Genomic DNA, 24,294 nt, shown 5'->3' on the forward strand with positions numbered 1-24,294 from the left:
CCGACAAAAAGCCACATTCACAACAAGCTGTATGAAATGGTATGCTCATCAAACGTTCACTGCTGTCCTGCCGGCAGCGCACGTTCCCCGAAAAAAACGCTTCCGGAAATCGAAAGCGTTTGTTGGCGGTTGCGGGCCAGTTCGCCCTTGAACCCCTCACCGGTCAGTCCGGTCCAGATCATAGACATCCAAAAGATCAGCGCATGTTTCGTTTGCCCTAAGTCCACATTATAACAAAGGCCGCATGGCACCAGCAAACGAAACTCAATCCGATCATTTATGCAATTCCCGGACAACGTGGCCCAACTCGGGAATGATCAGCTTCTCCATGGCGAGACGGACCGCTCCGGTAGAACCGGGCGTGGAAAAGATCGCTTTTCCCCTGTAAGTGCCGGCGATCGCCCGGCTGAGCATGGCCGCTGAGCCGATATCGTCCTGGTAGCTCAGCATCCGAAACAATTCGCCAAAGCCCGGCATTTCTTTTTCCAGCAATGCTTGGACCGCTTCATAAGTGGTATCGCGGGGGGAAATACCTGTTCCCCCATTCAACAGGATCACTTGAACGGCGGGATGCCTGCGCCCTGCTTCGATCGCGGATGTGATCTCGGCAGGTTCGTCCTTGACGATTTGATATAAGGCGGTTTGGTGACCTGCTTGTTCCAACAGTTGCATCATTAATTGGCCACTTTTGTCTGTTGTTTCATCCCGCGTATCCGAGACGGTAATAACCATACAAACGACCGACTGAGGCGCAGCTTTTTTATGCTCTGCCGTGCTCATGGATTTCTCCCTCTTTCCCCCGAATTGTTTCTGATTTATTTGTTTCTGATTTATTTTTCTTATTTTTCATCGTTCTCTCTATTCTACGGCTCTGTTTCTCCGCCGTCAAAACATCCCGGCCGGCAAATCCACTCCATTTGCCATAGAAAAACAGAGAAACCTGTTTTCAGGCAATTCCCAGTTCAGTATACTTGCAGTATTCAAAACTTGCCAGCCACCTTCTTTATCGTACTGGCCAAAGATCATTGCTATTCATGACGATTGGCAGCATACTAAGCATGAAGCGATTGCTTCGTTTTGTTTTGCCCAAGTTGAATCAGATTCGAGGTATGAACATATGGTTAAACGACTGTTTGATACGTTTCATCTCGATCCGCCCAAAATTTTGGTCTTGGGCTTTGCCCTGATTATTTTCCTCGGTGCCTTTTTGTTAACGCTGCCGGCGGCAACCGTCGACGGTCTTGGCCTGTCATGGCTGAACGCATTGTTTACCGCCACCTCGGCGACATGTGTCACCGGGTTGGTTGTCGTTGATACCGGATCAACGTTTACCCTGTTCGGCCAGTTGGTCATTTTATCGTTGATCCAGGTTGGCGGTTTAGGGTTTATGACCTTTTCCACCTTCTTCGCCTTTTTGGTCGGAAAACGCATTTCGCTGCGCGAACGGCTGCTGCTCCAGGAATCGCTGAACCAGGTTTCCATGGAAGGTGTCGTCCGGTTAGCCAGAAGGATTATGCTCTTTACGATAGCAATTGAATCCGCGGGGGGCTTGCTGCTCGGTTGGCGCTTTTCGTTTGACATGCCGGCGGGCAGAGCCTTCTACTATGGCTTTTTTCACAGCATTTCCAACTTTAACAATGCCGGATTTGACTTGATGGGTGACTTCGCCAGCCTCACCTACTATGTAGAAGATCCGCTCGTGAATCTTGTCGTTTGTACCTTGATTATTCTGGGCGGGATCGGTTTTATTGTGATGAGTGAGTTGTATGAATACCGCCACACCAAGCGGTTATCGCTGCATGCCAAAGTAGTGTTGGCCACCACGGCATTTCTGCTTGCTTTCGGCACCGTCCTGATCTTTCTGATGGAATATACCAATCCGAAGACATTGCAGCCATTGTCTCTCGTCGGAAAAGTGCTCGCTTCCCTTTATCAGTCGGTGACGCCGCGGACCGCCGGCTCGAATACGCTCAGCATCGGTGATCTGCAGCAAACGACACTGCTTTTGATCATTTTCCTGATGTTTATCGGGGCATCCCCCGGTTCAACCGGCGGCGGGATTAAAACAACCACGTTTGCCACCCTGCTCGGCGCGGTTTTTTCGCAAATCAGAGGAAAAGAAGATGTCATTTTCTTTCGCCAGCGAATTTTGCCCAGCATGATTTACAAGTCCTTGACGGTCACCGTCAGCGGATTGTTTGTTGTCATGCTCGTCACGATGCTGCTGACCGTAACCGAGCGAGGAATCGATTTTCTGATGATCTTGTTTGAAGCTACATCCGCCTTTGCCACGACTGGCTTGTCGATGGGATTGACGCCGCATTTGTCACCCATCGGCAAAATTATCATCATGCTGACGATGTTTGCCGGCCGGCTCGGTCCGCTCACCATCGCTTTTGCCTTGGCACAGCGCAAGCAGAAAGAATATTTCCGTTATCCGAAAGGAAAAATCATGATTGGCTAACAAAAAAAAACAGGCGAACTGCCAACAGCGGTCGCCTGTTTTTTCGTTTTTCAACGTTAGAAGCTAAACGGTCTTCGCAGCCAACTGTTTTTCCAGTTCAGCCAGTACGAGCTCGCCCATCTTGATCGTACCGATCGCATTGCTGCGATCTTCGGCGATGTCACCGGTACGATGTCCGGCTTCCAGCACGGCCCAAACCGCCCCTTCCACCGCATTTGCGGCTTCATCCAATCCGAGCGACAGACGCAGCATCATCGCTGCCGAAAGAATGGTCGCCAACGGGTTGGCAATGCCCTGTCCGGCAATATCCGGAGCGGAACCGTGCACAGGTTCGTACAGGCCAAAGCTTCCATCCGCCAGACTGGCAGACGCCAGCATGCCGATGGAACCGGTCAGCATGGCCGCCTGGTCGCTGAGAATGTCGCCAAACATATTTTCCGTCACGATCACGTCAAATTGTTTCGGCGCACGCACCAGCTGCATGGCACAAGAGTCGACGAGCTGGTGGCTGAGTTCCACATCGGGATATTCGGCGCCAATCCGCTCGGCCACTTTCCGCCACAGGCGGGAGCTCTCCAATACGTTGGCCTTGTCTACCGAGACCACCCGTTTTTGCCGTTTGCGCGCCAGCTCGAATGCTACCCGCAAAATACGTTCGATCTCGTCTTCGTGATAGATGCATTGATCGACTGCCGCCTCGCGCCCATCTTCCGTCGTGTAGCGTTTTTTCTCGCCAAAATAAATCCCGCCGGTCAATTCCCGAACGACAACGAGGTCTACCCCGGACACGACTTCCGGTTTGAGTGACGAAGCAGCTACCAAAGTCGGGTGCATAGTGGCCGGACGAACATTGGCGAACAGCCCCAGCTGCTTGCGGATGCCCAGCAACCCGGTTTCCGGGCGCAAATGGCCCGGGTTTTGGTCCCATTTTGGTCCGCCAACAGCACCCAGCAACACGGCATCGGCCGCTTTGCATGTCGCAACCGTTTCTTCAGGGAGAGGGACACCATCTGTATCGATGGCAATTCCCCCGATGCGTCCGTACTTGATTTCCAGGGTAATCCCTGTTCGCTCAGCCACAAAGTTTAGTACTTTTACCGCTTCTGCTACAATCTCCGGTCCAATTCCATCGCCCGGCAGAACAGCAATTGTATATGTGCTCTTCATCCTCGTCTCTCCCCTAATGAACCGATCTTTTTCGTTTCGTCGTCAAGGCCATCGGTCAAACTGTTGCAGCGACCGATTCGCCGCGCCGTTCGACGATTTTGTTGATTGCCCGCACATAGGCAATCGCGCTCGCTTCCAAAATATCGGTGCTGACGCCCCGCCCTGTGACACTGACGTTTCCCTGCTGCAGTTGCACGAATACTTCGCCCAAAGCATCTTTTCCGTGCGTAACAGAGTTGATTTTGTAATCGATCAGGGTAATCTCCTCGCCGGTGGCACGATCGATCGCTTTATAGATCGCGTCAACCGAACCGTTACCGGTAGCCGCTTCTTCACATGTGCTGCCATCCTGGCGAACGAGGCGGACGCTTGCCGTTGGCACAGACAGATTGCCGTAGCTGAGTTGAATCGATTCCAGCTGATACGTTTCGGAAACAGCAGCTACTTTCGTATCGACGAGCGCGCGAATATCTTCATCTGTAATGTCTTTCTTTTTGTCGCAAAGCACTTTGAAATCGGCAAACGCCTTGTCGATCTCCGCCTGCTCCAGCTGGTAACCGAGTTCGTTCAGCTTTTCCTTGAAAGCGTGCCGGCCGGAGTGTTTGCCCAGCACCAGCAGGTTGGACTTAAAGCCGACCGTTTCCGGTCTGATAATCTCATACGTGCTTGCCTCTTTCAGCACGCCGTCTTGATGGATGCCCGACTCATGGGCAAATGCGTTGGCCCCGACAACCGCTTTGTTCCCCGGCACAATCATCCCGGTAAGACGGCTGACCAGTTGGCTGGTACGGGCAATTTCGCGAAGATTCAGGGAGGTGGTCGCCTGGTAATAATCTTTGCGCGTTTCGAGCGCAAGGGCAACTTCTTCCAATGCCGCGTTCCCGGCCCGTTCGCCAATGCCGTTGATCGTCCCTTCCACCTGGGTAACGCCTGCTTCGATCGCGGCCAAACTGTTGGCAACGGCCATCCCCAAATCATCATGGCAGTGACAGCTCAGTTTGACATTTTCAATGCCCGCTACGCGAAGCTGCAGTTCACGGAAAATGTTCCCGTAATCTTTTGGCGTCATATAGCCGACAGTGTCCGGAATGTTGACAATCGTTGCCCCTGCCGCGATCACCGCCTGCACTACCTCAGCGAGAAACAAAATTTCTGTGCGTGCCGCGTCCTCTGCCGAAAATTCCACCTGGTCAAAGTATTTTTTCGCGTAGCGAACGGCTTCGACCGCCCTCTCCAGCACTTGCTCCTTGCTCATTTTCAGTTTGTATTCCCGATGGATCGGCGAGGTGGCCAAAAATACGTGCAAACATGGGCTTTCCGCATGGCGCAGCGCTTCATACGCCTGATCCATATCGTGTTTCACCGCACGGGCCAAACTGACGACTGTGGAATTTTTTATTTTTGACGCAATCTCCGCAACTGATCGTTGATCACCGGGAGAGGCTGCGGCAAAACCGGCCTCAATCCGCGTTACGCCCAGTCTTTCTAGTTGTAATGCGATCTCCAGCTTCTCATTTAAACTCAAATTCACCCCTGGAGATTGCTCGCCATCCCGTAAGGTCGTATCAAAGATCTCAATTTTCCGCATACTCTCCACCTCCGTTTTGATTTATCCGTTTTCTTGCTTATTTGTCGTTATTCTTTATTCAACCAGGACATCATCTTGCGCAATTTTTCGCCAACCTGTTCAATGCCATGCTCGCTTTCCAAACGGCGACGGGCGTTGAACGAAGGACGGTTCGCCTGATTTTCCAAGATCCAGTTGCGAGCAAAGGTTCCATCCTGGATTTCGCGCAATACTTTTTTCATTTCCGCCCGGGTTTCATCGGTAACAATCCGGCGGCCGGTGCTGTAGTCGCCATATTCGGCAGTATCGCTGATGGAGTAACGCATCCGCGCCAATCCGCCTTCATACATCAAATCAACGATCAGTTTCAACTCATGCAAGCATTCAAAGTAGGCGATTTCCGGTTTGTAACCTGCTTCCACCAGCGTGTCAAAGCCCGCTTTCACCAGTTCGGAAACACCGCCGCAAAGAACAGCCTGCTCGCCGAACAGATCGGTTTCTGTTTCTTCGCGGAAGGTAGTTTCAATGACACCGGCATGAGTGCTGCCGATTCCGCTTGCGTAAGCCAAAGCTTTGGCGTGCGCTTGACCGGAGTGGTCTTGATGTACAGCGATCAGCGATGGTACGCCAAAACCTTCTACGTAAACACGGCGTACGAGATGTCCCGGGCTTTTCGGCGCGATCATCACGACATCCACGTCTGCTGGCGGTACGATTTGGCCAAAGTGAATGTTAAAACCGTGCGAAAAACTCAACGTGCTGCCGGGTTTGAGGTTCGGAGCAATCTCATCGCGGTACACTTGCGCCTGTCTTTCATCCGGCATCAAGATTTGCACGAAATCAGCCTGGCGAGTTGCTTCCGCCACCGAGCACACGACAAAACCGTCTTTTTCCGCCTGCTCCCAAGATTTCCCCGGGCGCAACCCGACGATTACTTTACAACCGCTGTCGCGCAAGTTTTGCGCTTGGGCATGCCCTTGGCTGCCGTAACCGATGATCGCGATTGTCTTTCCATTTAAAACCTCTTTGTTAACATCTGCTTCGTAGAACATTTTTACCATGATTGTTTCCTCCCTGAAATTGGATTATTTATTGGATAAATTAGATACTTGCTGCTTCAACGACATTGCTGCGGGCCATCGCCATCGACCCGGTGCGGGTCAGTTCGATGATCCCGTATGTTTTTAACAGAACAAGCAAGGCATCGATCTTTTCTGTATCCCCAGTCGCCTGAATAATCAAGGAATTCGGACCGATGTCGACGATGGAAGCGCGGAACGGTTCGATAATGCCGTTTAACTCCACCATCTGGCTGGGTTTGGCGCTAACCTTGATCAAAGCAAGCTCGCGGGACACAAACGGATTTTTGCTCAGGTTGGTTACGGAGATGACGTCGATCAGTTTGGTCAGCTGTTTCATCAATTGATTGATTTGATGATCGTCTCCCGTTGTCGTAATAATCATCCGGGATAGGCCCGCTTCTTCACTCGCGCCTACCGTGATGCTGTCGATGTTGAATCCGCGTTGGCCAAACAAAGTGGCGACGCGCGTCAATACTCCGGGTTGGTCATTTACAAACAAGGCGATCGTATGCTGCATTTACTCGTCCCCCATTACCATTTGATCCAAGGTGTCTCCCGGTGCCACCATCGGCCAGACGTTTTCCCCGGTGGCCACGCGGAAATCAATGACAACCGGCCCGTCATATGCCAATGCTTCCGCCCATACTTTCTCCGCTTCCTCCCGGCTGCTTGCTCGCATTCCTTTTACGCCGTAAGCTTCAGCCAGCTTGACGAAGTCGGGGCTGCAGGAAAGATCGATTTGGCTGTAACGGCTGTCGTAGAACGTTTCCTGCCACTGGCGGACCATCCCCAGCACCTGGTTGTTGACGATGACCACTTTTACCGGGATTTGATACTGTTTGACGATCGCCAGCTCCTGGTTGGTCATTTGGAATCCGCCATCGCCGACCACCGCGATCACGGTTCTTTCCGGATGAGCGATCTGCGCGCCGATCGCTGCCGGAAAACCGAAACCCATTGTCCCCAAGCCGCCCGAAGAAATCAGCGAGCGCGCGTTTTTAAACTTGTAGTATTGGGCGACCCACATTTGGTGCTGCCCGACATCCGTGGCTACAATCGCTTCCCCTTTGGTCGTGTTGTACAGCAGCTCGATCACTTCTTGCGGCTTCAGTTGCTCTCCTTTGCTGTACCGGTACGGATAAGCTTGCTGCCATTCTTTCAACTGGTCGATCCATGCTTGTGAATCACAGGCCCGCACCAGCGGAATCGCTTTTTCCAGCGTGCTTTTGACATCTCCCGCTACGCTCACAGCGGCAGTCACGTTTTTGCCCAGCTCTGCCGGATCGATGTCGATATGAACGATGGCAGCTTTAGGCGCAAATTCTTTCGTCCGCCCCATTGTGATGCGATCGTCAAAGCGGACGCCCATGCCGATGACACAGTCGGCATTGAGCAAAGCCTGGTTGGCCGTGTAGCTGCCGTGCATGCCAGGCATGCCCAGCGCCAGTTCATGATCACCCGGGAAGCTGCCCAAACCCATAAAGGTGTTGATCACCGGAATCCGCGCCTTTTCCGCAAAAGCCAGCAACTCTTTGTCGGCTCCTGCCGCCAGCACGCCGCCGCCGGCCATGATCACCGGCTTTTTGGCCCATTGAATGCTTTGAATAAAGGTGGCCACGTCTTCATCGCTCGGCACCAGCGTATCCTGGTAACCGCGAATTTGCACAGATTCCGGGTAATAGAACGGCGCTTTCATATTGCAAACATCTTTTGGAATGTCGATCAGGACGGGGCCTGGTCGCCCGGTCGTGGCGATGTAAAAGGCCTCCTTGACGATCTTGGGCAATTCGCGAATATCGCGAACAAAGTAGTTATGTTTGGTAATCGGCAGCGTGATGCCCGTGATATTGGCTTCCTGAAACGCGTCGGTTCCAATCAGGTTTTGCGCCACATTGCCGGTGATGCAGACGAGCGGGATCGAATCCATTTGCGCGGTGGCAATTCCCGTCACCAGGTTGGTTGCCCCCGGACCGGACGTTGCGATGACGACGCCAGGCTTCCCGGTAGCCCGGGCATATCCGTCAGCGGCATGGATCGCTCCCTGCTCATGGCGAGTCAGGATATGTTTGAGATAGCTGCTGTACAGCGAGTCATAAATCGGCAATACAGCCCCACCCGGATAGCCAAATACATATTCGACCTGCTCCAAGATCAAGCAGCGGAGCAGGGTTTCCGCACCGGTAATTTCTTCGCCAAGTTTCAATTCAGGCAAATTTCTCAGTTCTCTCAACGTGGCGGCTCCAATACTCATCGTGCTCTCCTCCTTAGTATTTAAAAATAAGAAAAACCCTTCCATCCCCGACATATTCTCCATGTCTGCTTGGGGCGAAAGGGTTTCGCGGTACCACCCAATTTTGTCAACATCCTCGCGGCATGCTGACCTCATACAGTCAATGACTGCGACACGCTAACGGGCGTCAATCGGTCTAACCTACTCTCTGATGATTTCAGCAGACGGCTCTGAGGTGAGCTATTGTTCGCTTTCCTGCCCGTTCTCAGCACACCGGGCTCTCTGTGAAGAAAGTGGGAACAACATATCCTCGTCATCGCTAGATCGTCTTATATGATTTAATTGTCAAAATCTTTTATTGTTGTCTGAAAAGTTAAATGTTATGACTGATTATAGCCAGCGTTTTAAGGGGTGTCAATGAAATCCGCTGAATTTTTCAGAACTTTCTGCCGAACGACCGATCACTCAAATTGATAAACCTCTTGATTCTACTATATTGTAAGCGCATACAAATCCTATGATTTACTATTTGCTGGCTCGCTGTCTGGCGGCAGACAAGCGGTTCATCTTGACGCCAGGACTGTCACAGTATTGTCAAATGGGCAATATTGCAATATTTCCCTTGACTTCCTCTTTCGTTGAAACTAATATGGTTACAACAAGTAGGTGATCATTTGATGAGACAGATCAGCAGCCGCTTTTCCATTGCAGTGCATATTCTTTCCTTGATCGCGGTCAATCCGCACGACTGTACGGGCGACTTCATCGCCACCAGCGTCAATACAAACCCGGTAATCATCCGGAGAATTATGGGCATGTTGAAGAAAGCCGGGCTGCTGGAAGTACGCCCCGGAGTCGGAGGCGCTTCCTTGCTGAAGCAACCTGAGCAAATTACGTTGCTCGATATTTATCGTGCTGTCAATGTGATTGAAGGCGACCAATTGTTTCGCATCCACGAAGAAGCAAATGTGCAATGTCCGGTCGGGCGAAATATTGAGCATGTTTTGCAGGCGGAGTTCAAAGCAGCGCAAACAGCCCTGGAAAACAGGCTGGCTAAAACGACGCTGCGCCAATTGACTGAAAGATTTCGATAAGTAAAAGCTCTTTGCTGGGCTTTTATTTTATACACAAGTTATAACCAAAATTGTTATAACAAAAATGGTTACTATCAAATTTTAGGAGGAAAACGCAATGAAAATGTTAGTGACCGGGGCAACCGGAAAATTGGGCTCTAAAGTAGTTGAAACGTTATTGAAAACGGTACCGGCAAACCAATTGGCCGTCAGCGTTCGCGACCCGGAGAAAGCGAAGGGATTGCAGGAACAAGGCGTTGAAGTGCGGCAGGGAGATTTTGACCACCCGGAAACATTGGCTGCTGCGTTTGCTGGAATTGATCGGCTGTTGATCATCTCTGCCGATGGAGACAATGAAACGAGAATCCGTCAGCATACAAACGCGGTCGCTGCGGCCAAGCAGGCGCAGGTTCAATTTATAGCCTATACCAGTCTGGCGAATGCGAGCGAGACGACGTTGTTTCTCGCGCCTCCGCACCGCGCTGCCGAAGAGGCCATCCTGGAAACCGGCATTCCATACTGCTTTTTGCGCAATAACTGGTACCTGGAAAACGAAACTGGCAGTATCCAAGCAGCACTGGCCGGAGCGCCTTGGGTGACTGCTGCCGGCTCGGGCAAGGTCGGCTGGGCATTGCAACGTGACTATGCCGAAGCAGCGGCAGCCGTGCTGGCTGGCGAGGGACACGAGAATAAAATATACGAATTGTCCGGCGAGCTGTTGACGCAAGCCGAACTGGCCGCTGCGGTCGGCGCCGTTTTGGGGAAGGAAGTCGCGGTGCAACAGGTTGATGACGCCGCTTATGCCGACATCATGAAAGAAGCAGGCGTTCCTGACTTTGTCATTCCGATGCTGGTCGAAATTCAGAAAGGTATCCGGGCAGGAGCGCTGGAAGTCGAGAGCGACGATTTCGAAAAAGTGCTTGGCCGCCCGGCAACACCCATTCACGAAGCGCTCAGCCAGCTCGTTGGCGAAATCGCTTCAAGTCAAAAGCAATGAACGCACATCAAAAACCGGCCTGCGGAACTGTTCCGTCAGGCCGGTTTCGCTTTTCCCTGATCAACCCGGAAGCGAAGCGGCTGGCAGCAACGTTTGCAATGCCTGGGCAAAATCAGCCTGCAAATCCTCGAACTCTTCTAATCCGACCGAAAGACGCAACAAACCTTCGGTAATGCCGCGCTGTTCTCTTTCCTCTGGCGGCATGGCCGCATGGGACATCATCGCCGGGTAAGAAAGAATGCTTTCCACTGCCCCGAGACTGACCGCCACCAAAGGGATTTGCAAGGCAGCAAACAAGCGCTTGACGTTTTCCCTGCTGCCGACGTCAAAGGCCAGGACTGCTCCATGTCCGGAAGCTTGCCGCAGCTGGATGTGATGACCCGGATGATCGGGCAAGCCGGTATAGTAGACCTTCTTCACCTGCGGCTGCAGCTGCAGCCATTCCGCCAGCTTTTGCGCGCTCGCCGTACTGGCATCCAAACGGGTTTTCAACGTTTTCAATCCTCGCATCACCAGCCAACTGTCCTGCACCCCGAGCACTGCGCCAAAACCATTTTGAATTAAATACAGTTTTTCCGCGAGCTCCGCGCTTTTGACCACCGCCAAGCCAGCGACCACGTCGCTATGCCCGCCGATAAATTTGGTCGCACTGTGAATAACTATATCCGCCCCCAACTCCAACGGTCGTTGATAATAAGGGGTCAGAAACGTATTGTCGACAATCGTCAGCAAGCCATGGCTGCGAGCAAGCTGACAAATGGCGGCCACGTCGGTCACCTTCAAAATCGGATTGGAGGGAGTCTCCAGATAGATGCCTTTCGTTTGCGGACGAATCGCTTTGCTCACTTGTTCCAGCTGGGTAGTGTCAACAAAAGTGACATCAATGCCAAGACGGGTCAAAATGCGGGTCAAAAAGCGAAACGTTCCGCCGTACACATCTTCAGCCACGATTAAATGATCCCCGGCGGAAAAAAGCAGACAAACGCTGGACACAGCCGCCATTCCGGAAGCGAAGGCAAACCCGCGCGCTCCCCCTTCCAACAGGGCAATCGTCTCTTCCAACGCTTCCCGGGTCGGATTCCCGGAACGGGCGTAATCATATCTTCCCGGCTGATCGATGTCAAAGTAGTGATAAGTCGAAGCCTGGTATATCGGAACACTGGATGCTCCCGTCCGTTTATCCATTCCACAGGCGCTGTGCAGCAAGCTGGTGGCAAAATTCATCGTTACTCCTCCTCGTCGTTCATCATTCATTTTTGGCGGCATCTAGGGCTTGCGCCAAATCGTCCAACAGGTCCTCAATGTGTTCAATCCCTGCCGACAGACGAAGCAATCGGTCGCAAACACCGACAGCTTCGCGGATCTCCTGCGGGATATCGGCATGCGTTTGCGTCGCCGGATAGGTGCAAAGCGACTCTACACCTCCCAAACTTTCCGCAAACGAGATGAGGCGAAGTGCTCGCAAAAACCGCGGCACCTGATCCGCCGATCGCAAGCGAAATGAGACCATGCCACTGAAGCCGCTGGCCTGCTCGCACAAAATGGAGTGTCCGTCATGCTGTTCCAAGCCCGGATAAAACACATCTTGCACATCGTCCCGCTCCAGCAGGAAGCGGGCGATTTGCGCAGCGTTAGCCTGATGGCGCTCCATGCGGACGGCCAACGTTTTCATTCCTCTGATCAGCAACCAGCTGTCCAGCGGGCTCAGCACAGCACCGATGGAATTATGCAAGAATCGGATTTTTTCGGCGATTCCTTCATCTTTTGCCACAATCAGACCGGCCAGCACGTCATTATGTCCGCCCAAATATTTGGTGGCGCTGTGAAACACGATGTCTGCGCCGAGCGTTAGCGGCCGTTGATAATACGGAGTCAGGAAAGTGTTGTCGACGACCGTAAGCAATCCGTGCTGTCGGGCTATCTTGGCAGTTGTTCGGATATCGGTAACCTGCATCAGCGGGTTGGTCGGTGTCTCAATCAATACAGCCCGTGTATTGGGATGGGTGCGAATCGCTTCAACCAGTTGCTCTGGCTGACGGAAATCAACATAACTGAACGACAGGCCATACCGGCTGAGCACTTGCTGAAACAACCGATAGGTTCCCCCATACAGATCCAGCGAAACGATCAGATGGTCACCTTGCGAAAACAGGCCCATAATCGTTTGTATCGCTGCCATGCCTGATGAACAGGCGAAACCAGCCGCTCCTCCCTCCAAGTCGGCAATCGCCTGTTCCAGAACGGAACGGGTAGGGTTGGCCGTTCGTGTATAATCGAAGCCTGTGCTTTCTCCCAATCCCGGATGTTGATAAGCTGTTGAGGCGTAAATCGGAAAACTGATCGCTCCGGTCGTTCGCTCTCTCCCAACCCCGATTTGCGCCAATTTGGTCTCCACTCTCATATCGGTTCCCCCTCTTCCCATCAAAAAAAACCTTCTTTCTGAGTGAAAGAAGGTTTTGACTACGGTTATCCGCAAGCAATTCCTTCTCATCTCTCAGAGCTTGCTGCTCTGCTGGAATTGGCACCATATCTCCACAACATGGAAGATTGGTTGCCGGGCATCATAGGGCCAGTCCCTCCGCCTCTCTTGATAAGAAGTTTGCTATTCAATTTTTGGAATTGTCTATATATTACTCAAAGGCGGCCGCTCTGTCAATGCCATCTGGAAGAAAATCCATTTCTTCACAACTTAAGCACCTTGTCTATACCCCGCATGGCAGAGTCGCATATGTTAAAGCGAGGTGAAAACCTCAAGAACTTCAAAAGGAGGAATCAGCATGTCCGGTGGATTCTTTGGCGACGATTTCTTTCTTGTCTTGGTGCTGTTCATCTTGCTGGTCATCATCGCAGAGGCGATCGACTAATCGAGCCCGCCGTCTCTAAGACGGTTGGACACTCTGATTAGGAGAAACGTGACAAATTGCTGCTTTGATGCAAAAAAACACCCGAGTAAATCGGGTGTTTTTTATGGCTCCATTAGGCATTCAATTTGCTTTTTGCAACGGAAGCCAGTTCGTTGAAAGCGGCTTTATCGTTTACAGCAAGATCTGCCAGCATTTTGCGGTTCACTTCAATGCCAGCCACTTTCAGGCCGTGCATCAAACGGCTGTAGGACAAACCGTTCATGCGAGCTTGCGCATTGATCCGAGTGATCCACAGTTTGCGGAAATCGCGTTTCTTTTGACGACGGTCACGGTATGCATACAGCAAGGATTTCATCACTTGCGCATTAGCCGATTTAAACAGACGGTGTTTGGAACCGAAATAACCTTTAGCCAGCTTCAAAATTTTCTTATGACGACGACGTGTTACAATGCCACCTTTAACTCTTGGCATACGAATTCCTCCTGATCTTCGAGCATGGCGGTCTGATCGACGCTTAGGGAGCTCATGCTGCGTGTATTCTTGTTCTTTCGAAATGCTGCAAATCCAGACTTCCTGTCAGGCAAAACGGCTTACAGGTAAGTCACCAGTTGTTCAATGCGTTTTTGGTCACCTTTGGAAACAGTCGAACCTTTGCGCAGGTGACGTTTTGCTTTGGTAGATTTGTTGGCAAACAAATGGCTAGTATACGCATGATCGCGTTTCAGTTTACCGGAACCGGTTCTTTTGAAACGTTTTGCTGCGCCACGATGAGTTTTCATTTTAGGCATGTGAAAATCCTCCTGTCTTCTTCCCTGTTTACTTTTCCGATTTCGGTGCCAGAATCATAATCATGCTCCGGCCTTCAATTTTTGGCTTGCGCTCAACGGTAGCGATATCTTCGCACAAAGCAGCCAAACGTTCCAGCACTTGCTGACCGATTTCGGAGTGGGTAATTTCACGTCCACGGAAGCGGATCGTGCATTTTACCTTGTCTTCGTCCTCAAGAAATTTGCGGACATTGCGAAGCTTCGTTTGAAAATCGTGCTCCTCAATGTTGGAAGAAAAGCGTACTTCCTTGATTTCAATCGTCTTTTGATTGCGCCGTGCTTCCTTCTCTTTTTTCGCTTGCTCATACTTGAACTTTCCGTAGTCCATCACACGGCAAACGGGAGGCTTTGCGGTCGGAGCCACATTCACCAAATCGAGATCGGCTTCCTGCGCGATACGCAATGCTTCCTTGAGTGGCACGACTCCCAACTGCGCACCGTCTGGTCCGATCAACCGAACCTCGCGGGCACGAATCGCTTCGTTCACTAACATCTGATCCTTGCTAATAACCTGCCACCTCCATCGACTTTCGAGAGACCTAAGAAACATAAAAATGTGCGAACGCATATGCGCCCGCACATATCTCACCTAGCAAAAACAACTGCTGAATTGGATGCTTTGCAAATGAGGAACCCATCAACAATCCATTGCCAGGACGTCGATTCAGGTGAGAAGCTGGGCGCTTCTGCTTGTAATCTCGAAGTAGTGGTTATACCTTAGTAATCATACAGCTTACCAAGTACCTTGTCAATACTTTTACTTATATTCCTTGATCTCAGCCGTGATCTTCTCAATCAACTGCTCTGCCGTATGAGCACCTTCATCGCCCACGCCGCGTCTCCGTACAGAAAGCGTGCCATCGGCAACCTCTTTCTCACCGATTACCAGCATGTACGGGATTTTTTGCACTTGCGCTTCGCGGATTTTATAACCGATCTTTTCGTTACGCGCATCCAATTCGACGCGCAAGCCGGCTTCCTGCAATTTTTGCATCACTTGTTGCGCATAGTCCAAATGCGCTTCGTTGATTGTCATGATCCGAGCCTGGATCGGTGCCAACCAGGTTGGGAATGCCCCGGCGTAATGCTCGACGAGAATCCCGATAAAGCGCTCCATCGAGCCAAACATGGCGCGGTGCAAAACGACCGGACGATGTTTTTCATTATCTTGGCCGACATAGGAGAGGTCAAATTTCTCGGGCATTTGGAAGTCAAGCTGAATCGTACCGCATTGATGACGGCGTTTCAGTGCATCGGTAATTTGGAAGTCAATTTTTGGTCCGTAAAACGCGCCGTCACCTTCCTTGACATCATATGGCAAACCGCTTTCATCCAATACGCGTCGCAGTGAACTTTCCGCCAGTTCCCACAGTTCGTCGGAACCCATCGAATCTTCCGGACGAGTGGAGAGCGCCACGGAATATTCAAAACCGAACACGCCGTAAATTTTGTCAATCAGCGCGATCATGTTCTTGATCTCGCTTTCGATTTGGTCCGGACGCACGAAGACATGGGCATCATCCTGACAGAAAGTGCGGACCCGAATCATCCCGTTGAGCGCACCGGAATATTCATGGCGATGCACTTGTCCAAATTCGGAGTAGCGGATCGGCAAATCGCGATACGAATGCAATTTGTTTTTATAGATCAGCATATGTCCCGGGCAGTTCATCGGTTTTAAGGCAAACGTCGTATCATCCACTTCGGAGAAATACATATTCTCATGGTAGTGATCCCAGTGGCCCGATTGCAGCCAAAGACGCTGGTTCATCATAAACGGAGTGCGCACTTCGGTATAGGCCGCCATCCGTTGCAGGCGACGAGAGAACTGTTCCAGCTCGTTGCGAACGGTAAAGCCGTTGGGCAAATAGAACGGCATGCCCGGCGCTTCTTCCGAGAACATGTACAGTTCCAGCTCTTTCCCCAGTTTGCGGTGGTCGCGTTTTTTCGCTTCTTCAATAAAATGCAGGTATTCTTCCAACTCGGCTTTTTTCGGCCAAGCGGTTCCATAAATCCGCTGCAGCACTTGATTCTCGGAATTTCCCCGCCAGTAGGCACCGGCAACGCTCATCAACTTGAATGCCTTGATATGGCCGGTCGAAGGCAAGTGCGGGCCGCGGCACAGGTCGAAAAACTCGCCTTGCTCGTAGATCGTAATGGTCGCATCTTCCGGCAGATCGCGAATCAGCTCCAGTTTCAAATGATCGTTAATCCCTTGGAAAATTTCGAGCGCTTCCTCGCGGGAAACGACTTTGCGGCGAATCGGCAAATCTTCTTTGATGATTTTTTCCATTTCCGCTTCGATTTTGCCCAAATCTTCCGGGCTGAGCGAAACAGGCAAATCCATGTCGTAATAGAAGCCGTCTTCAATAACCGGTCCGATGCCCAATTTCACCTCTTGACCGTAAATCCGTTTGACCGCCTGGGCCAGCAAGTGGGCGGTGCTGTGGCGATAGACCTCCACCCCATCTGCGGAATCGAGCGTTACGACTTCGACCGCTGCATCTTCGTTAAGCGGAGTGTAGAGATCAACCACTTTTCCATTGATTTTTCCCGCAATCGCCTTTTTCTTCAGGCTGGCGCTGATCGAACCGGCGATATCCTCAACCGTTGTTCCGGCAGGATATTCTCTCACTGCTCCATCAGGAAACGAAATCTTCACGTTTGCCACTTTTTTCATCCTCTCTTTTTTTGAAAATAAAAAAACACTCAATCCCAAAAGGGACGAGTGTCGTTCTCGTGGTACCACCCTACTTTAGACAAACCAAACAGCATGGTTCGGCAGTCTCTCCATAAAGGTAACGGCATTCACCGGCGTACCGATACTGAAAGACAGCTTGTTCGTCTTCGTTCCCGGCGCTGCTTGAAGGGGGTAGACAACAGCAAGTTCACTAGTAGGCTCGCAGCCATGGCCTATCTTCTCTGAAAGCGACTGACGCAGTGTCCATGTCCTTCTCATCGCATTGTACATATCTGATTGCTATGTATTATAGATGAGTTGGGTTGTTGGCGTCAAGTCTCGGTTCAATCGCTTTTGCTCCATTTTTGTTGGTTAAACAATAGGCGCATGAGGAACAATAAACCAACCGGTTTTCAAAGATCGTACCAATCGTTTGGACCAGCGCTTGTTTCTGATCGGCCAAATGAAACACGATCGTTTGCGGCGCAATCGTCACCAGGGCGCTGATCAAATAATCTTCCTCACGGCGTTTCCATTCGCCGGAATGAAAAACGGCATCCAACTGCTCGAGCTGAATTTTTGTTCCCGCCTGATCGTACAGTTGATACTGCTTGTACGAATGAGGCACGACATGAACGAGTTGGTAACGGGTTTCTTGAATGGCAATCAAATACTTCAGCAGTTCCACAAACTCTTGATAGTGTTTTTCCTCAAGATAATCGTCGATGCCCAGCTCGACCGCTTCCAGCAATTCATGCTGGTAATCTTTCAGGCGAAACCGGATGAAGCCTTCGACAATCATCTCGCCGTTTTCCTGCAGATATTCAAACACTTTGCGATACAGTTTTGCCTTGCGCAAGATCGCTTTCGCCGCACCTTTTTCCTCGCCGGGAATCGGTTCATCCAGGATACGCTGCACAAAAGGAAGAATTTCACTTATTTCTTCCGCTGTCTCAATCAGCCAATCCTGTTCCACATATTGTTCTAAAAGCTGCGGTTCCCGAACCCGTTTGATCCATTCCGCGATGGTGATGGCGACAAACACTCGCACGCGATCTCTCGTTTCACATGTATATTCTTCATGGCACCAGCTTTGAAACCGGAACAAATGATCATCTTGCAGCATTTCTTCTCTGTAAGAAATAACGACTGGGTAAGTTTGGAGCTGTTGCAACAGGGTATCGACCAAATCCCGATAAGTTTGGCAAGCCGATTGATCCTTTGGAAGATAGACAGAAATCGTCTGCAAGCTTCCTCACCCCCCTTTATTTGTACTAACAGTATATGTCCCGTCTGCCTCGTTATACTTTCAAACAGTTGGAAAAGGGGGGCGTCGGGTGAGCCGGATGCGCAGTAGTCAAACTGTCGTGGCCAAGCGCGATAAAACAAAAAATCCACCGAATCATCAGTGGATTTATGCGAGTTTCGATATTTGCGCAAAGGAGCAGCGGCTCGCCCTGCGTGCGACAATGAAACTCAGTTTTGCATCACGAAATCTTTTTCGGCTATTTCCCCATCTTGGAATACGCGCAAAATATTATATTGCGTGTCGCGCTGCGCCGGAATTTTTCCAGCTTCGCGGATCAGCTGCAAAATCTGGTTGGTGTTGACCTTGTATGTGCAAGCCGCAGCAGAGACCACATTTTCCTCCATCATCGTCTGACCGAAGTCATTCGCTCCGTAAGAAAGAGACAGCTTGCCGTATTCCGGTCCTACCGTTACCCAGGAAGCTTGCAAATTCGCAACATTGTCCAGCATCAAGCGGCTGATCGCCAACGCCTTCAAATATTCCTCCGGCGTGTTGTTGACCGCCTTCATGTTTGTATTGTCGGGCTGGAACAGCCAGGTGATAAAAGCGGTAAATCCTTTTGTTTCATCCTGTGCTTCACGAATCCGCATCAGCGAAAGAACCCGTTCTTCCAATTCTTCGCCAAATCCGATCACCATTGTCGCCGTTCCGGGAAGGCCGAGGCGATGCGCCGTTTTCTGCGTGTCGATCCAGTCTTTCCAGGAACCTTTCAAACGCGAAATTTTGCGCCGCGTACGGTCATCGAGAATTTCACCGCCCGCTCCCGGCAAGGAATCAAGACCGGCTTCCTTCAGCTGGATTAACACCTGCTCAACGCTGAGTCCGGAAACTTGCGCCATTTTCTGGACTTCTGCCGTCGAGAATGAATGCATGGTAATGTTCGGGAAACGCTGTTTAATTCCCCGCAGCAAATCGAGATAGTACTCAAACGGCAAGTCCGGATTGGTTCCGCCTTGCATCAAAATTTCCGTACCGCCAACATCAACGGTCTCCTGTATTTTTTGGTAAATCGTCTCGGTCGGCAAAACATATCCCTCTTTGGAGCCGGGCGGCCGGTAAAACGCACAAAAACGGCAATATGTATCACAAACATTGGTATAGTTGATGTTTCTGCTGATAACAAATGTCGCAATCGGTTCCGGATGCCATTTCAGCATGACTTGGTTGGCAGCGTGGCCAATTTTCTCAATTTGATCACTTTCAAACAAGGCAAGACCGTCTTCCAGTCCCAACCTTTCCCCCGCAACAGCTCTTTCTAAAATTTTATCGATCAAAATCGATCACTCCTCTCCTGCAAATTCCAGATTAATCGTAACATAAGTAAACCTTTGCCGCTATATTTGAACCGGTTGCTGAACGCAAAAGAAAAATAGCCTTGTCCCGCAAAATGCAGAAACCAAGGCTATTTGCCTATTCAAAGCCGATCTCTTCGTATACTTCAGGCTCCCATTGAACAACGGTTTGGGCAAGAGGCAAATTATATTCCCGCGCTCCATTGGGCTTACCGTTAAAGTAAATAAACTCTGTTACGACTACCCGCTCCGCGTAAAGTTGAACCTCCCCTTTTATTTGCAGCTTGCTGCCGTCTGGAGCATAAAAGGTGACACTTCCCGAACCGATGTTTTTCATGGGTACCCTCCTAAAAAGAGCTTAAGATGTACCCTTATAGTAGTGGACAACGTTTCAATGCGTCAACAGCCAATTTCACTCGCCCGCTTTCTTCGTTCGTTTCCGCGCCGCAGGTTCGGGCTGCTCTTCCGCTGCATTTCCGCCCATGCTCAGATTGTTCACGTCATTGACCGAAGAGAACGATTCAGGGAGCGTTTGGTCAAACGAATGCTCCTGGCCGTTGATTCCGGAATACGGTGCTGGCGGAATCGGAGAAGCGCCTGGCGGAATCGGCGCAAACATCGGCGGACTTACGTTTTGCACAGGCTGATAGCCCCGCAGCAACTGTGCGCTTGACGCCCCCGACAAAGAGACAAGCGGATAATAGCCGCGCCTTTGCATATAATTCCAGGTTTCGTATGCCAAATTGGCTGCGTTGGTCGCCGCTTGCAACAGCAGATTCCGAATCGGCAACGAAGCCGTCTCCAAGGCAGCGCGAAATTTGATTTGTGCCGTTGACTTATAGCAGCCGAGCATCGCCGATGTGACATCGCGATCATCGAGACCGTTCATCAAGAGCTTGTCCTGATACCAGGATGGCCCGCTCGCTTGAGTCGTTGCCGTTTGCGGCCGGTAAGGGATCGCTTCCGGCACCCCCAAGCCATGGACAACATTGACAATTTGATTGTATTCGTCTGTGATAAAGCGGATATGCACCGTTGCCATTTGCTGCAATTCCGGGTCGCGAGCGAACCCTTTATACATTTGCAATGTGTTGATCGCATCGATCGTTCCGTTCAACACTTCGTGCAGTTCTATGATTTCGTGTGCACCATACGGTTGATTTGCCATCTGATTCCCTCCTTTGCCTTTCCAGCTTTTAGCAGTATTCCCCAAAACCATTCATCTGAATGCAAATCTGCCGCGAAAAGTCTGATTTTATCCGCTCCTTCATAGAGTAAAACTACAGGAGCAGGCTTGTTTCTTGTATAATAAAACCATACGAACAAGCTTGATTGTTCGCAAAAGAACGATTCGTTATTTTAAACCGAAGGAGAATTCCATGTTTGAGCAAATTACGCAAATTTTTATGCAGTACGGCGTTTGGGGTTTGTTTACCCTTGCCTTTCTCGATTCGTTTATCATTCCCGTTCCGCCATTTTTTCTGCAAATCGCCATGAGTCTGGTCGAACCATCTTCAGCTTTGCGTTTTTCCACACTCGCATTTACCGGTTCTGTGCTGGGCGCTCCGATCGGCTTTTTGCTTGGCAGATGGCTGGGAAAGCCGCTTTTGCGTAAAATTCTTCCCGAAAAGTGGACGGAAAAAGCAACCGCGATCTTCAGCAAAAATGGGGATGCGGCTGTCATCATTGGAGCGTTTACCCCGATTCCATTCAAGGTGTTTACGATTCTCTCCGGTGTATTTGGTTATTCGCTGGTAAAGTTAATGCTGTTCGCGATTATTGGTCGCGGCGTTAAATTTTACTTGATCGGTCTCCTGTTTTATTTCTATGGACAACAAGCAAAAGACTTGCTGGATCAATATTTGGACGTCGGATTGCTCGCCGTCGCCGCTGTACTGTTCATCGGCTGGCTGATTTGGAAAAAACGGCAGAAAACATAAACCGGGAGCGCTTCTCTCCAGCTCCCGGTTTTTTTCTTGCGATTTTCCGCATAGACAATCACCTAAACCCGCTTAGCCAATATATTGTAAATGTGATGTCGAGTTGGAGGTGAAGCGATGGCGGTTATCAAGACGAATAGCAAGGGAATCGATTTGCTGGCCAGACTGATGCGGGCAGAAGCAGAAGGCGAAGGTGAACTCGGCATGCTGATGGTCGGAAATGTCGGCGTGAATCGGATTCGGTCAAATTGTTTGGATTTTGAAAACATCCGAACGGTGAATCAAATGGTTTTCCAGTCACCGGGCGGCTATGAATCCGTACACAGACCGTATTTCTACCAACGTGCGCGTGACAAGGATAGGCGGTTAGCCAGAAGGGTCGTCAATGGCGAAAGACAGCATCCCGCCACGAACGCGCTGTGGTTTTTCCGACCGACCGGCGGCTGTCCAGGTACCTGGTACAATCAGCCGAATGCAGGTCGATACAAAGCCCATTGTTTTTACAACCCGTTGCCCAGTCAATGTCCACGAGTCTTTTAAAAAAAAGGAGAGAAGAACATCATGGTAAGTCAATCCCCATGCGCAAGTTTTGCCAGTTTTCCGGTAAATCCTTCTGTTCCCTATACGGATAATATGTTCGCGACACCGAATGTTCCGTTCCAGCCGTTCGGACAGCAGCAGTTTCCACAACAGCAATTCCTGCAGCAACCGGGCGGGCAAATGATGGTAACGCCCCAACAACCTAGCGGTACCTTTATTCCCGGTACACCAGGCGGAATAGTTGAGCAATCGTATGTTGAAAATATTTTGCGGATGAATCTCGGCAAAGTGGCGACGATTTACATGACGTTTGAGAACAACAGCCAATGGAACGCCAAAGTCTTCCGGGGCGTGCTGGAAGCAGCCGGCCGGGATCACATAATCATCAGCGATCCGCAAACAGGAATGAGATACTTACTGTTGACGGTTAACCTGGATTACATTACCTTTGATGAACCGTTGAACTATGTAGCGCCAAGCCTGCCCCAAGGCATCCGGTAACCGCAAGAAACCCTCAGCCGATTCAAGATTCAGCTGAGGGTTTTTGCATGTTTTTAAAAAATTGCAGTTTGTCGCCAAGATAAAAGTTGCCGTTGGGAACCCGTTTGCGCAAGCGTATAGACAGTTTATTGACTAACGCGGCCAATTCGGCATGTTTTTCTTCGTCCATCGTCACCAAAAATCCGTATTGTTTGATACCGTCCATAATCTCGCTGCATCGTATCGTATGACCGTATACTTTTACCTGTTGTCCCAAAACTTCCGTTTCAAATTGCAAAACGACACGGGAATCTACAGGCAATGACAAATTGCTCAGGAAACGCAAACCTCCTGCTGCAATATCGTCGATTAACACTTCTGCAGTGCCTGTCTCCAGCGACTTGCCGTTGATCGTGATGATGATCATCCTGGCGATCAGTGGCGGGTCAAGGCTTAGACGGAAAAATTTCCGTTTCTGCCCATTCTGGATAGCATTCACGCGTCTCACCTCTTCTCCATTCACGAAAGCTATGCTTTTCGCCGGTCATTTTCGTTTGTTCTGTTGTCCAAGTCTCATTTGCTGTAACGTGACCGGATAGTTGCTCCATAAATAGGTCATGTCATACTTCGTCGTATCATGATCGATCATGCGGAATAAAAGTGCAGAAAGGTAATAAAGCAAAATAAACAGCAGCAGCACCAGCAAAACTACCGCAAACAAACAGCCCTCCTCCTCCCTTGCCGCAAACTTTACTTATAAATATGAAAAATTTCCGAAAAATTACCAGTAAAGTTTGCCAAGCAAGGGCTGAACGCTCACGGCAAGTTTGCCCTGGTCTGCTTTTTTATTTGGTTCCTCATTCCTTTTGACAGAAAGAGCGGATCGTTTGCAATACTTGCAAATAATACGGAGCGCCATGCGGGACAAAATCCGTCAAGGTCACGGTTTCGGACAAACAGGTCATTTGCCCGTCCGGCTGTAATGCAACTCCTTCGACAATTGCTGAGCTCTGCGTTCCCGAAAAGAGCGACAGCGCTTGATCCAGATTCATTTTCACCAAACTGCTTACTTCATCAGGCTGGAGGATATATTGGTCAAGCGCCTGCGCACACCGGTACGCATAAACATGTGAGATTTCCCGATCAACCAACGGCCCGTCCAAATTAACCAGTTTATGAACCCCGAGCGGTTGCAAATCGTGAAACGACACCTGTAACCCCAATTCTTCCGATATTTCGCGGACGCCATCCTCCGGTTGCTCGCCGGCGGTCAAGTGTCCGGCACAGGTGATGTCGTAATGCCCTGGAAACGTATCCTTCCGGGGATGTCTGCGTTGAAACAAAATATACATCTCATTCCACTGTTGAAAGTAGATCCAACAGTGGAATGTCTGGTGCCAAAAACCTGATTGATGAACAGTGCTGCGCGGAGCAGTTCCCAGATGATTCAACTGCTCATCATAAATATCAAAATATTCCTCAGCCACGACTTTCCACTCCTGTCTATCATTATTTTAGACGCTTTGCGCCTAAATTCCTATATCCATTCTTATATTTTTTAATAAAGACTCTTAAAAATTTAAAATGTTCATTTTACATAAGAAATAAGCAACCCACCAGTTAATTGGTTTCCTTTATTTGATCCCTCTAACGCATCTGTTTTCTTTAATGAGCCTTTTGCATAAATCTAAAAGTCCGGTGAAAAAGTCCGCCTAAGCAGGCTTTTCCCACGGTGTTGCCGAATTATACGGTAACAATGAATTGAAAGAGTGATGGAATAT

Annotated in this window: 27 protein-coding genes and 1 riboswitch; of the genes, 7 read left to right on the top strand and 20 right to left on the bottom strand. The window is 50.3% G+C overall.

Annotation, left to right across the window (positions count from 1 at the left end; genetic code table 11):
• Positions 1-56 precede the first annotated feature (56 nt).
• Complete coding sequence (locus tag JOD01_RS19860) at positions 57-188, bottom strand: hypothetical protein (RefSeq protein ID WP_275581937.1); 132 nt, start codon at positions 186-188, stop codon at positions 57-59.
• Positions 189-273: 85 nt separating this feature from the next.
• Positions 274-780, bottom strand: a complete 507-nt coding sequence (locus JOD01_RS08450) for a MogA/MoaB family molybdenum cofactor biosynthesis protein (protein ID WP_204517813.1) — start codon at positions 778-780, stop codon at positions 274-276.
• A 337-nt stretch (positions 781-1,117) separates the two neighbouring features.
• On the opposite strand from JOD01_RS08450, the gene JOD01_RS08455 reads away from it, so the two are divergent.
• Entirely contained in the window at positions 1,118-2,464 is a 1,347-nt protein-coding gene (locus JOD01_RS08455) for a TrkH family potassium uptake protein (RefSeq protein WP_204517814.1), read from the top strand.
• Between the two features lie 63 nt (positions 2,465-2,527).
• Here the strand turns inward: JOD01_RS08455 and leuB are convergent, their stop codons facing one another.
• The 5 genes from leuB to ilvB are packed head-to-tail and all read right to left on the bottom strand — an operon-like array spanning position 2,528 to position 8,531.
• Entirely contained in the window at positions 2,528-3,631 is a 1,104-nt protein-coding gene (leuB, locus tag JOD01_RS08460) for a 3-isopropylmalate dehydrogenase (protein WP_204517815.1), read from the bottom strand.
• 55 nt (positions 3,632-3,686) lie between these two features.
• Entirely contained in the window at positions 3,687-5,228 is a 1,542-nt protein-coding gene (locus tag JOD01_RS08465; protein ID WP_338028541.1) for a 2-isopropylmalate synthase, read from the bottom strand.
• A gap of 38 nt (positions 5,229-5,266) precedes the next feature.
• Positions 5,267-6,259 (bottom strand): ketol-acid reductoisomerase, encoded by a 993-nt coding sequence (gene ilvC, locus JOD01_RS08470; protein WP_204517817.1) that lies wholly within the window; start codon positions 6,257-6,259, stop codon positions 5,267-5,269.
• A 40-nt stretch (positions 6,260-6,299) separates the two neighbouring features.
• Positions 6,300-6,797, bottom strand: a complete 498-nt coding sequence (gene ilvN, locus JOD01_RS08475) for an acetolactate synthase small subunit (protein ID WP_204517818.1) — start codon at positions 6,795-6,797, stop codon at positions 6,300-6,302.
• The gene (gene ilvB / locus JOD01_RS08480) at positions 6,798-8,531 is read right to left on the bottom strand and encodes a biosynthetic-type acetolactate synthase large subunit (protein ID WP_204517819.1); all 1,734 of its coding nucleotides are present in this window, start codon (positions 8,529-8,531) and stop codon (positions 6,798-6,800) included. It lies immediately after the preceding gene.
• A gap of 656 nt (positions 8,532-9,187) precedes the next feature.
• Between ilvB and JOD01_RS08485 the strand changes: the two genes are divergently transcribed.
• Positions 9,188-9,604 (top strand): Rrf2 family transcriptional regulator, encoded by a 417-nt coding sequence (locus tag JOD01_RS08485; RefSeq protein ID WP_204517820.1) that lies wholly within the window; start codon positions 9,188-9,190, stop codon positions 9,602-9,604.
• 97 nt (positions 9,605-9,701) lie between these two features.
• Positions 9,702-10,580 carry an SDR family oxidoreductase gene (locus JOD01_RS08490; RefSeq protein WP_204517821.1) on the top strand — a complete coding sequence of 293 codons (879 nt, stop codon included), beginning with the start codon at positions 9,702-9,704 and terminating at the stop codon, positions 10,578-10,580.
• Positions 10,581-10,640: 60 nt separating this feature from the next.
• Here JOD01_RS08490 and JOD01_RS08495 read toward each other — a convergent pair whose 3' ends face one another.
• Together JOD01_RS08495 and JOD01_RS08500 are read right to left on the bottom strand one after the other, a co-directional pair.
• Positions 10,641-11,804: an aminotransferase class I/II-fold pyridoxal phosphate-dependent enzyme gene (locus tag JOD01_RS08495; RefSeq protein ID WP_204517822.1), complete on the bottom strand. Its 1,164-nt coding sequence runs from the start codon at positions 11,802-11,804 to the stop codon at positions 10,641-10,643.
• 22 nt (positions 11,805-11,826) lie between these two features.
• Positions 11,827-12,981, bottom strand: a complete 1,155-nt coding sequence (locus tag JOD01_RS08500) for an aminotransferase class I/II-fold pyridoxal phosphate-dependent enzyme (protein ID WP_204517823.1) — start codon at positions 12,979-12,981, stop codon at positions 11,827-11,829.
• An 83-nt stretch (positions 12,982-13,064) separates the two neighbouring features.
• A riboswitch (SAM riboswitch) is annotated at positions 13,065-13,177 on the bottom strand.
• 144 nt (positions 13,178-13,321) lie between these two features.
• On the opposite strand from JOD01_RS08500, the gene JOD01_RS08505 reads away from it, so the two are divergent.
• The gene (locus tag JOD01_RS08505) at positions 13,322-13,444 is read left to right on the top strand and encodes a YjcZ family sporulation protein (RefSeq protein ID WP_338028542.1); all 123 of its coding nucleotides are present in this window, start codon (positions 13,322-13,324) and stop codon (positions 13,442-13,444) included.
• A 112-nt stretch (positions 13,445-13,556) separates the two neighbouring features.
• Here JOD01_RS08505 and rplT read toward each other — a convergent pair whose 3' ends face one another.
• The 8 genes from rplT to JOD01_RS08545 form a co-directional block, all read right to left on the bottom strand.
• Positions 13,557-13,916 (bottom strand): 50S ribosomal protein L20, encoded by a 360-nt coding sequence (gene rplT, locus JOD01_RS08510; protein WP_204517824.1) that lies wholly within the window; start codon positions 13,914-13,916, stop codon positions 13,557-13,559.
• Positions 13,917-14,035: 119 nt separating this feature from the next.
• The gene (rpmI, locus tag JOD01_RS08515) at positions 14,036-14,233 is read right to left on the bottom strand and encodes a 50S ribosomal protein L35 (protein WP_204517825.1); all 198 of its coding nucleotides are present in this window, start codon (positions 14,231-14,233) and stop codon (positions 14,036-14,038) included.
• 28 nt (positions 14,234-14,261) lie between these two features.
• Complete coding sequence (infC, locus tag JOD01_RS08520; protein WP_204517826.1) at positions 14,262-14,765, bottom strand: translation initiation factor IF-3; 504 nt, start codon at positions 14,763-14,765, stop codon at positions 14,262-14,264.
• A 264-nt stretch (positions 14,766-15,029) separates the two neighbouring features.
• A complete protein-coding gene (gene thrS / locus JOD01_RS08525; protein ID WP_239565310.1) occupies positions 15,030-16,952 on the bottom strand; it encodes a threonine--tRNA ligase in 1,923 nt (640 codons plus the stop codon).
• Between the two features lie 307 nt (positions 16,953-17,259).
• Positions 17,260-18,201 carry a putative sporulation protein YtxC gene (gene ytxC / locus JOD01_RS08530; RefSeq protein ID WP_204517828.1) on the bottom strand — a complete coding sequence of 314 codons (942 nt, stop codon included), beginning with the start codon at positions 18,199-18,201 and terminating at the stop codon, positions 17,260-17,262.
• Between the two features lie 227 nt (positions 18,202-18,428).
• Entirely contained in the window at positions 18,429-19,535 is a 1,107-nt protein-coding gene (mqnC, locus tag JOD01_RS08535) for a cyclic dehypoxanthinyl futalosine synthase (protein ID WP_204517829.1), read from the bottom strand.
• A gap of 136 nt (positions 19,536-19,671) precedes the next feature.
• On the bottom strand, positions 19,672-19,890 hold the full coding sequence (locus JOD01_RS08540; RefSeq protein WP_204517830.1) for a hypothetical protein: 219 nt from the start codon (positions 19,888-19,890) through the stop codon (positions 19,672-19,674).
• 75 nt (positions 19,891-19,965) lie between these two features.
• Entirely contained in the window at positions 19,966-20,721 is a 756-nt protein-coding gene (locus JOD01_RS08545; protein WP_204517831.1) for a spore coat protein, read from the bottom strand.
• A gap of 211 nt (positions 20,722-20,932) precedes the next feature.
• Between JOD01_RS08545 and JOD01_RS08550 the strand changes: the two genes are divergently transcribed.
• From JOD01_RS08550 to gerQ, 3 genes are all read left to right on the top strand, one after another.
• Positions 20,933-21,493: a YqaA family protein gene (locus JOD01_RS08550; protein ID WP_204517832.1), complete on the top strand. Its 561-nt coding sequence runs from the start codon at positions 20,933-20,935 to the stop codon at positions 21,491-21,493.
• A 117-nt stretch (positions 21,494-21,610) separates the two neighbouring features.
• Complete coding sequence (locus JOD01_RS08555; protein WP_204517833.1) at positions 21,611-22,033, top strand: cell wall hydrolase; 423 nt, start codon at positions 21,611-21,613, stop codon at positions 22,031-22,033.
• Positions 22,034-22,054: 21 nt separating this feature from the next.
• Positions 22,055-22,534 (top strand): spore coat protein GerQ, encoded by a 480-nt coding sequence (gerQ, locus tag JOD01_RS08560; RefSeq protein WP_420829074.1) that lies wholly within the window; start codon positions 22,055-22,057, stop codon positions 22,532-22,534.
• Between the two features lie 22 nt (positions 22,535-22,556).
• On the opposite strand, the gene JOD01_RS08565 is transcribed toward gerQ, so the two are convergent.
• From JOD01_RS08565 to JOD01_RS08575, 3 genes are all read right to left on the bottom strand, one after another.
• Positions 22,557-23,012, bottom strand: coding sequence for a PilZ domain-containing protein (locus JOD01_RS08565; RefSeq protein ID WP_204517834.1), 456 nt, complete (start codon positions 23,010-23,012; stop codon positions 22,557-22,559).
• A 45-nt stretch (positions 23,013-23,057) separates the two neighbouring features.
• Positions 23,058-23,234 (bottom strand): hypothetical protein, encoded by a 177-nt coding sequence (locus JOD01_RS08570; RefSeq protein ID WP_204517835.1) that lies wholly within the window; start codon positions 23,232-23,234, stop codon positions 23,058-23,060.
• 136 nt (positions 23,235-23,370) lie between these two features.
• Entirely contained in the window at positions 23,371-24,000 is a 630-nt protein-coding gene (locus JOD01_RS08575) for an NUDIX domain-containing protein (protein ID WP_204517836.1), read from the bottom strand.
• Positions 24,001-24,294: the final 294 nt, after the last annotated feature.

Origin of the sequence: Brevibacillus fulvus, assembly GCF_016908525.1 — a bacterium.
Classification (GTDB): Bacteria; Bacillota; Bacilli; order Brevibacillales; family Brevibacillaceae; genus Brevibacillus_G; species Brevibacillus_G fulvus.

Coding starts and splice junctions, on each gene's coding strand:
- JOD01_RS19860 (WP_275581937.1), bottom strand. CDS start 188: ATGTCTATGATCTGGACCGGACTGACCGGTGAGGGGTTCAAGGGCGAA.
- JOD01_RS08450 (WP_204517813.1), bottom strand. CDS start 780: ATGAGCACGGCAGAGCATAAAAAAGCTGCGCCTCAGTCGGTCGTTTGT.
- JOD01_RS08455 (WP_204517814.1), top strand. CDS start 1,118: ATGGTTAAACGACTGTTTGATACGTTTCATCTCGATCCGCCCAAAATT.
- leuB (WP_204517815.1), bottom strand. CDS start 3,631: ATGAAGAGCACATATACAATTGCTGTTCTGCCGGGCGATGGAATTGGA.
- ilvC (WP_204517817.1), bottom strand. CDS start 6,259: ATGGTAAAAATGTTCTACGAAGCAGATGTTAACAAAGAGGTTTTAAAT.
- ilvN (WP_204517818.1), bottom strand. CDS start 6,797: ATGCAGCATACGATCGCCTTGTTTGTAAATGACCAACCCGGAGTATTG.
- ilvB (WP_204517819.1), bottom strand. CDS start 8,531: ATGAGTATTGGAGCCGCCACGTTGAGAGAACTGAGAAATTTGCCTGAA.
- JOD01_RS08485 (WP_204517820.1), top strand. CDS start 9,188: ATGAGACAGATCAGCAGCCGCTTTTCCATTGCAGTGCATATTCTTTCC.
- JOD01_RS08490 (WP_204517821.1), top strand. CDS start 9,702: ATGAAAATGTTAGTGACCGGGGCAACCGGAAAATTGGGCTCTAAAGTA.
- JOD01_RS08495 (WP_204517822.1), bottom strand. CDS start 11,804: ATGAATTTTGCCACCAGCTTGCTGCACAGCGCCTGTGGAATGGATAAA.
- JOD01_RS08500 (WP_204517823.1), bottom strand. CDS start 12,981: ATGAGAGTGGAGACCAAATTGGCGCAAATCGGGGTTGGGAGAGAGCGA.
- rplT (WP_204517824.1), bottom strand. CDS start 13,916: ATGCCAAGAGTTAAAGGTGGCATTGTAACACGTCGTCGTCATAAGAAA.
- rpmI (WP_204517825.1), bottom strand. CDS start 14,233: ATGCCTAAAATGAAAACTCATCGTGGCGCAGCAAAACGTTTCAAAAGA.
- infC (WP_204517826.1), bottom strand. CDS start 14,765: ATGTTAGTGAACGAAGCGATTCGTGCCCGCGAGGTTCGGTTGATCGGA.
- thrS (WP_239565310.1), bottom strand. CDS start 16,952: ATGAAAAAAGTGGCAAACGTGAAGATTTCGTTTCCTGATGGAGCAGTG.
- JOD01_RS08540 (WP_204517830.1), bottom strand. CDS start 19,890: ATGAAAAACATCGGTTCGGGAAGTGTCACCTTTTATGCTCCAGACGGC.
- JOD01_RS08545 (WP_204517831.1), bottom strand. CDS start 20,721: ATGGCAAATCAACCGTATGGTGCACACGAAATCATAGAACTGCACGAA.
- JOD01_RS08550 (WP_204517832.1), top strand. CDS start 20,933: ATGTTTGAGCAAATTACGCAAATTTTTATGCAGTACGGCGTTTGGGGT.
- JOD01_RS08555 (WP_204517833.1), top strand. CDS start 21,611: ATGGCGGTTATCAAGACGAATAGCAAGGGAATCGATTTGCTGGCCAGA.
- gerQ (WP_420829074.1), top strand. CDS start 22,055: ATGGTAAGTCAATCCCCATGCGCAAGTTTTGCCAGTTTTCCGGTAAAT.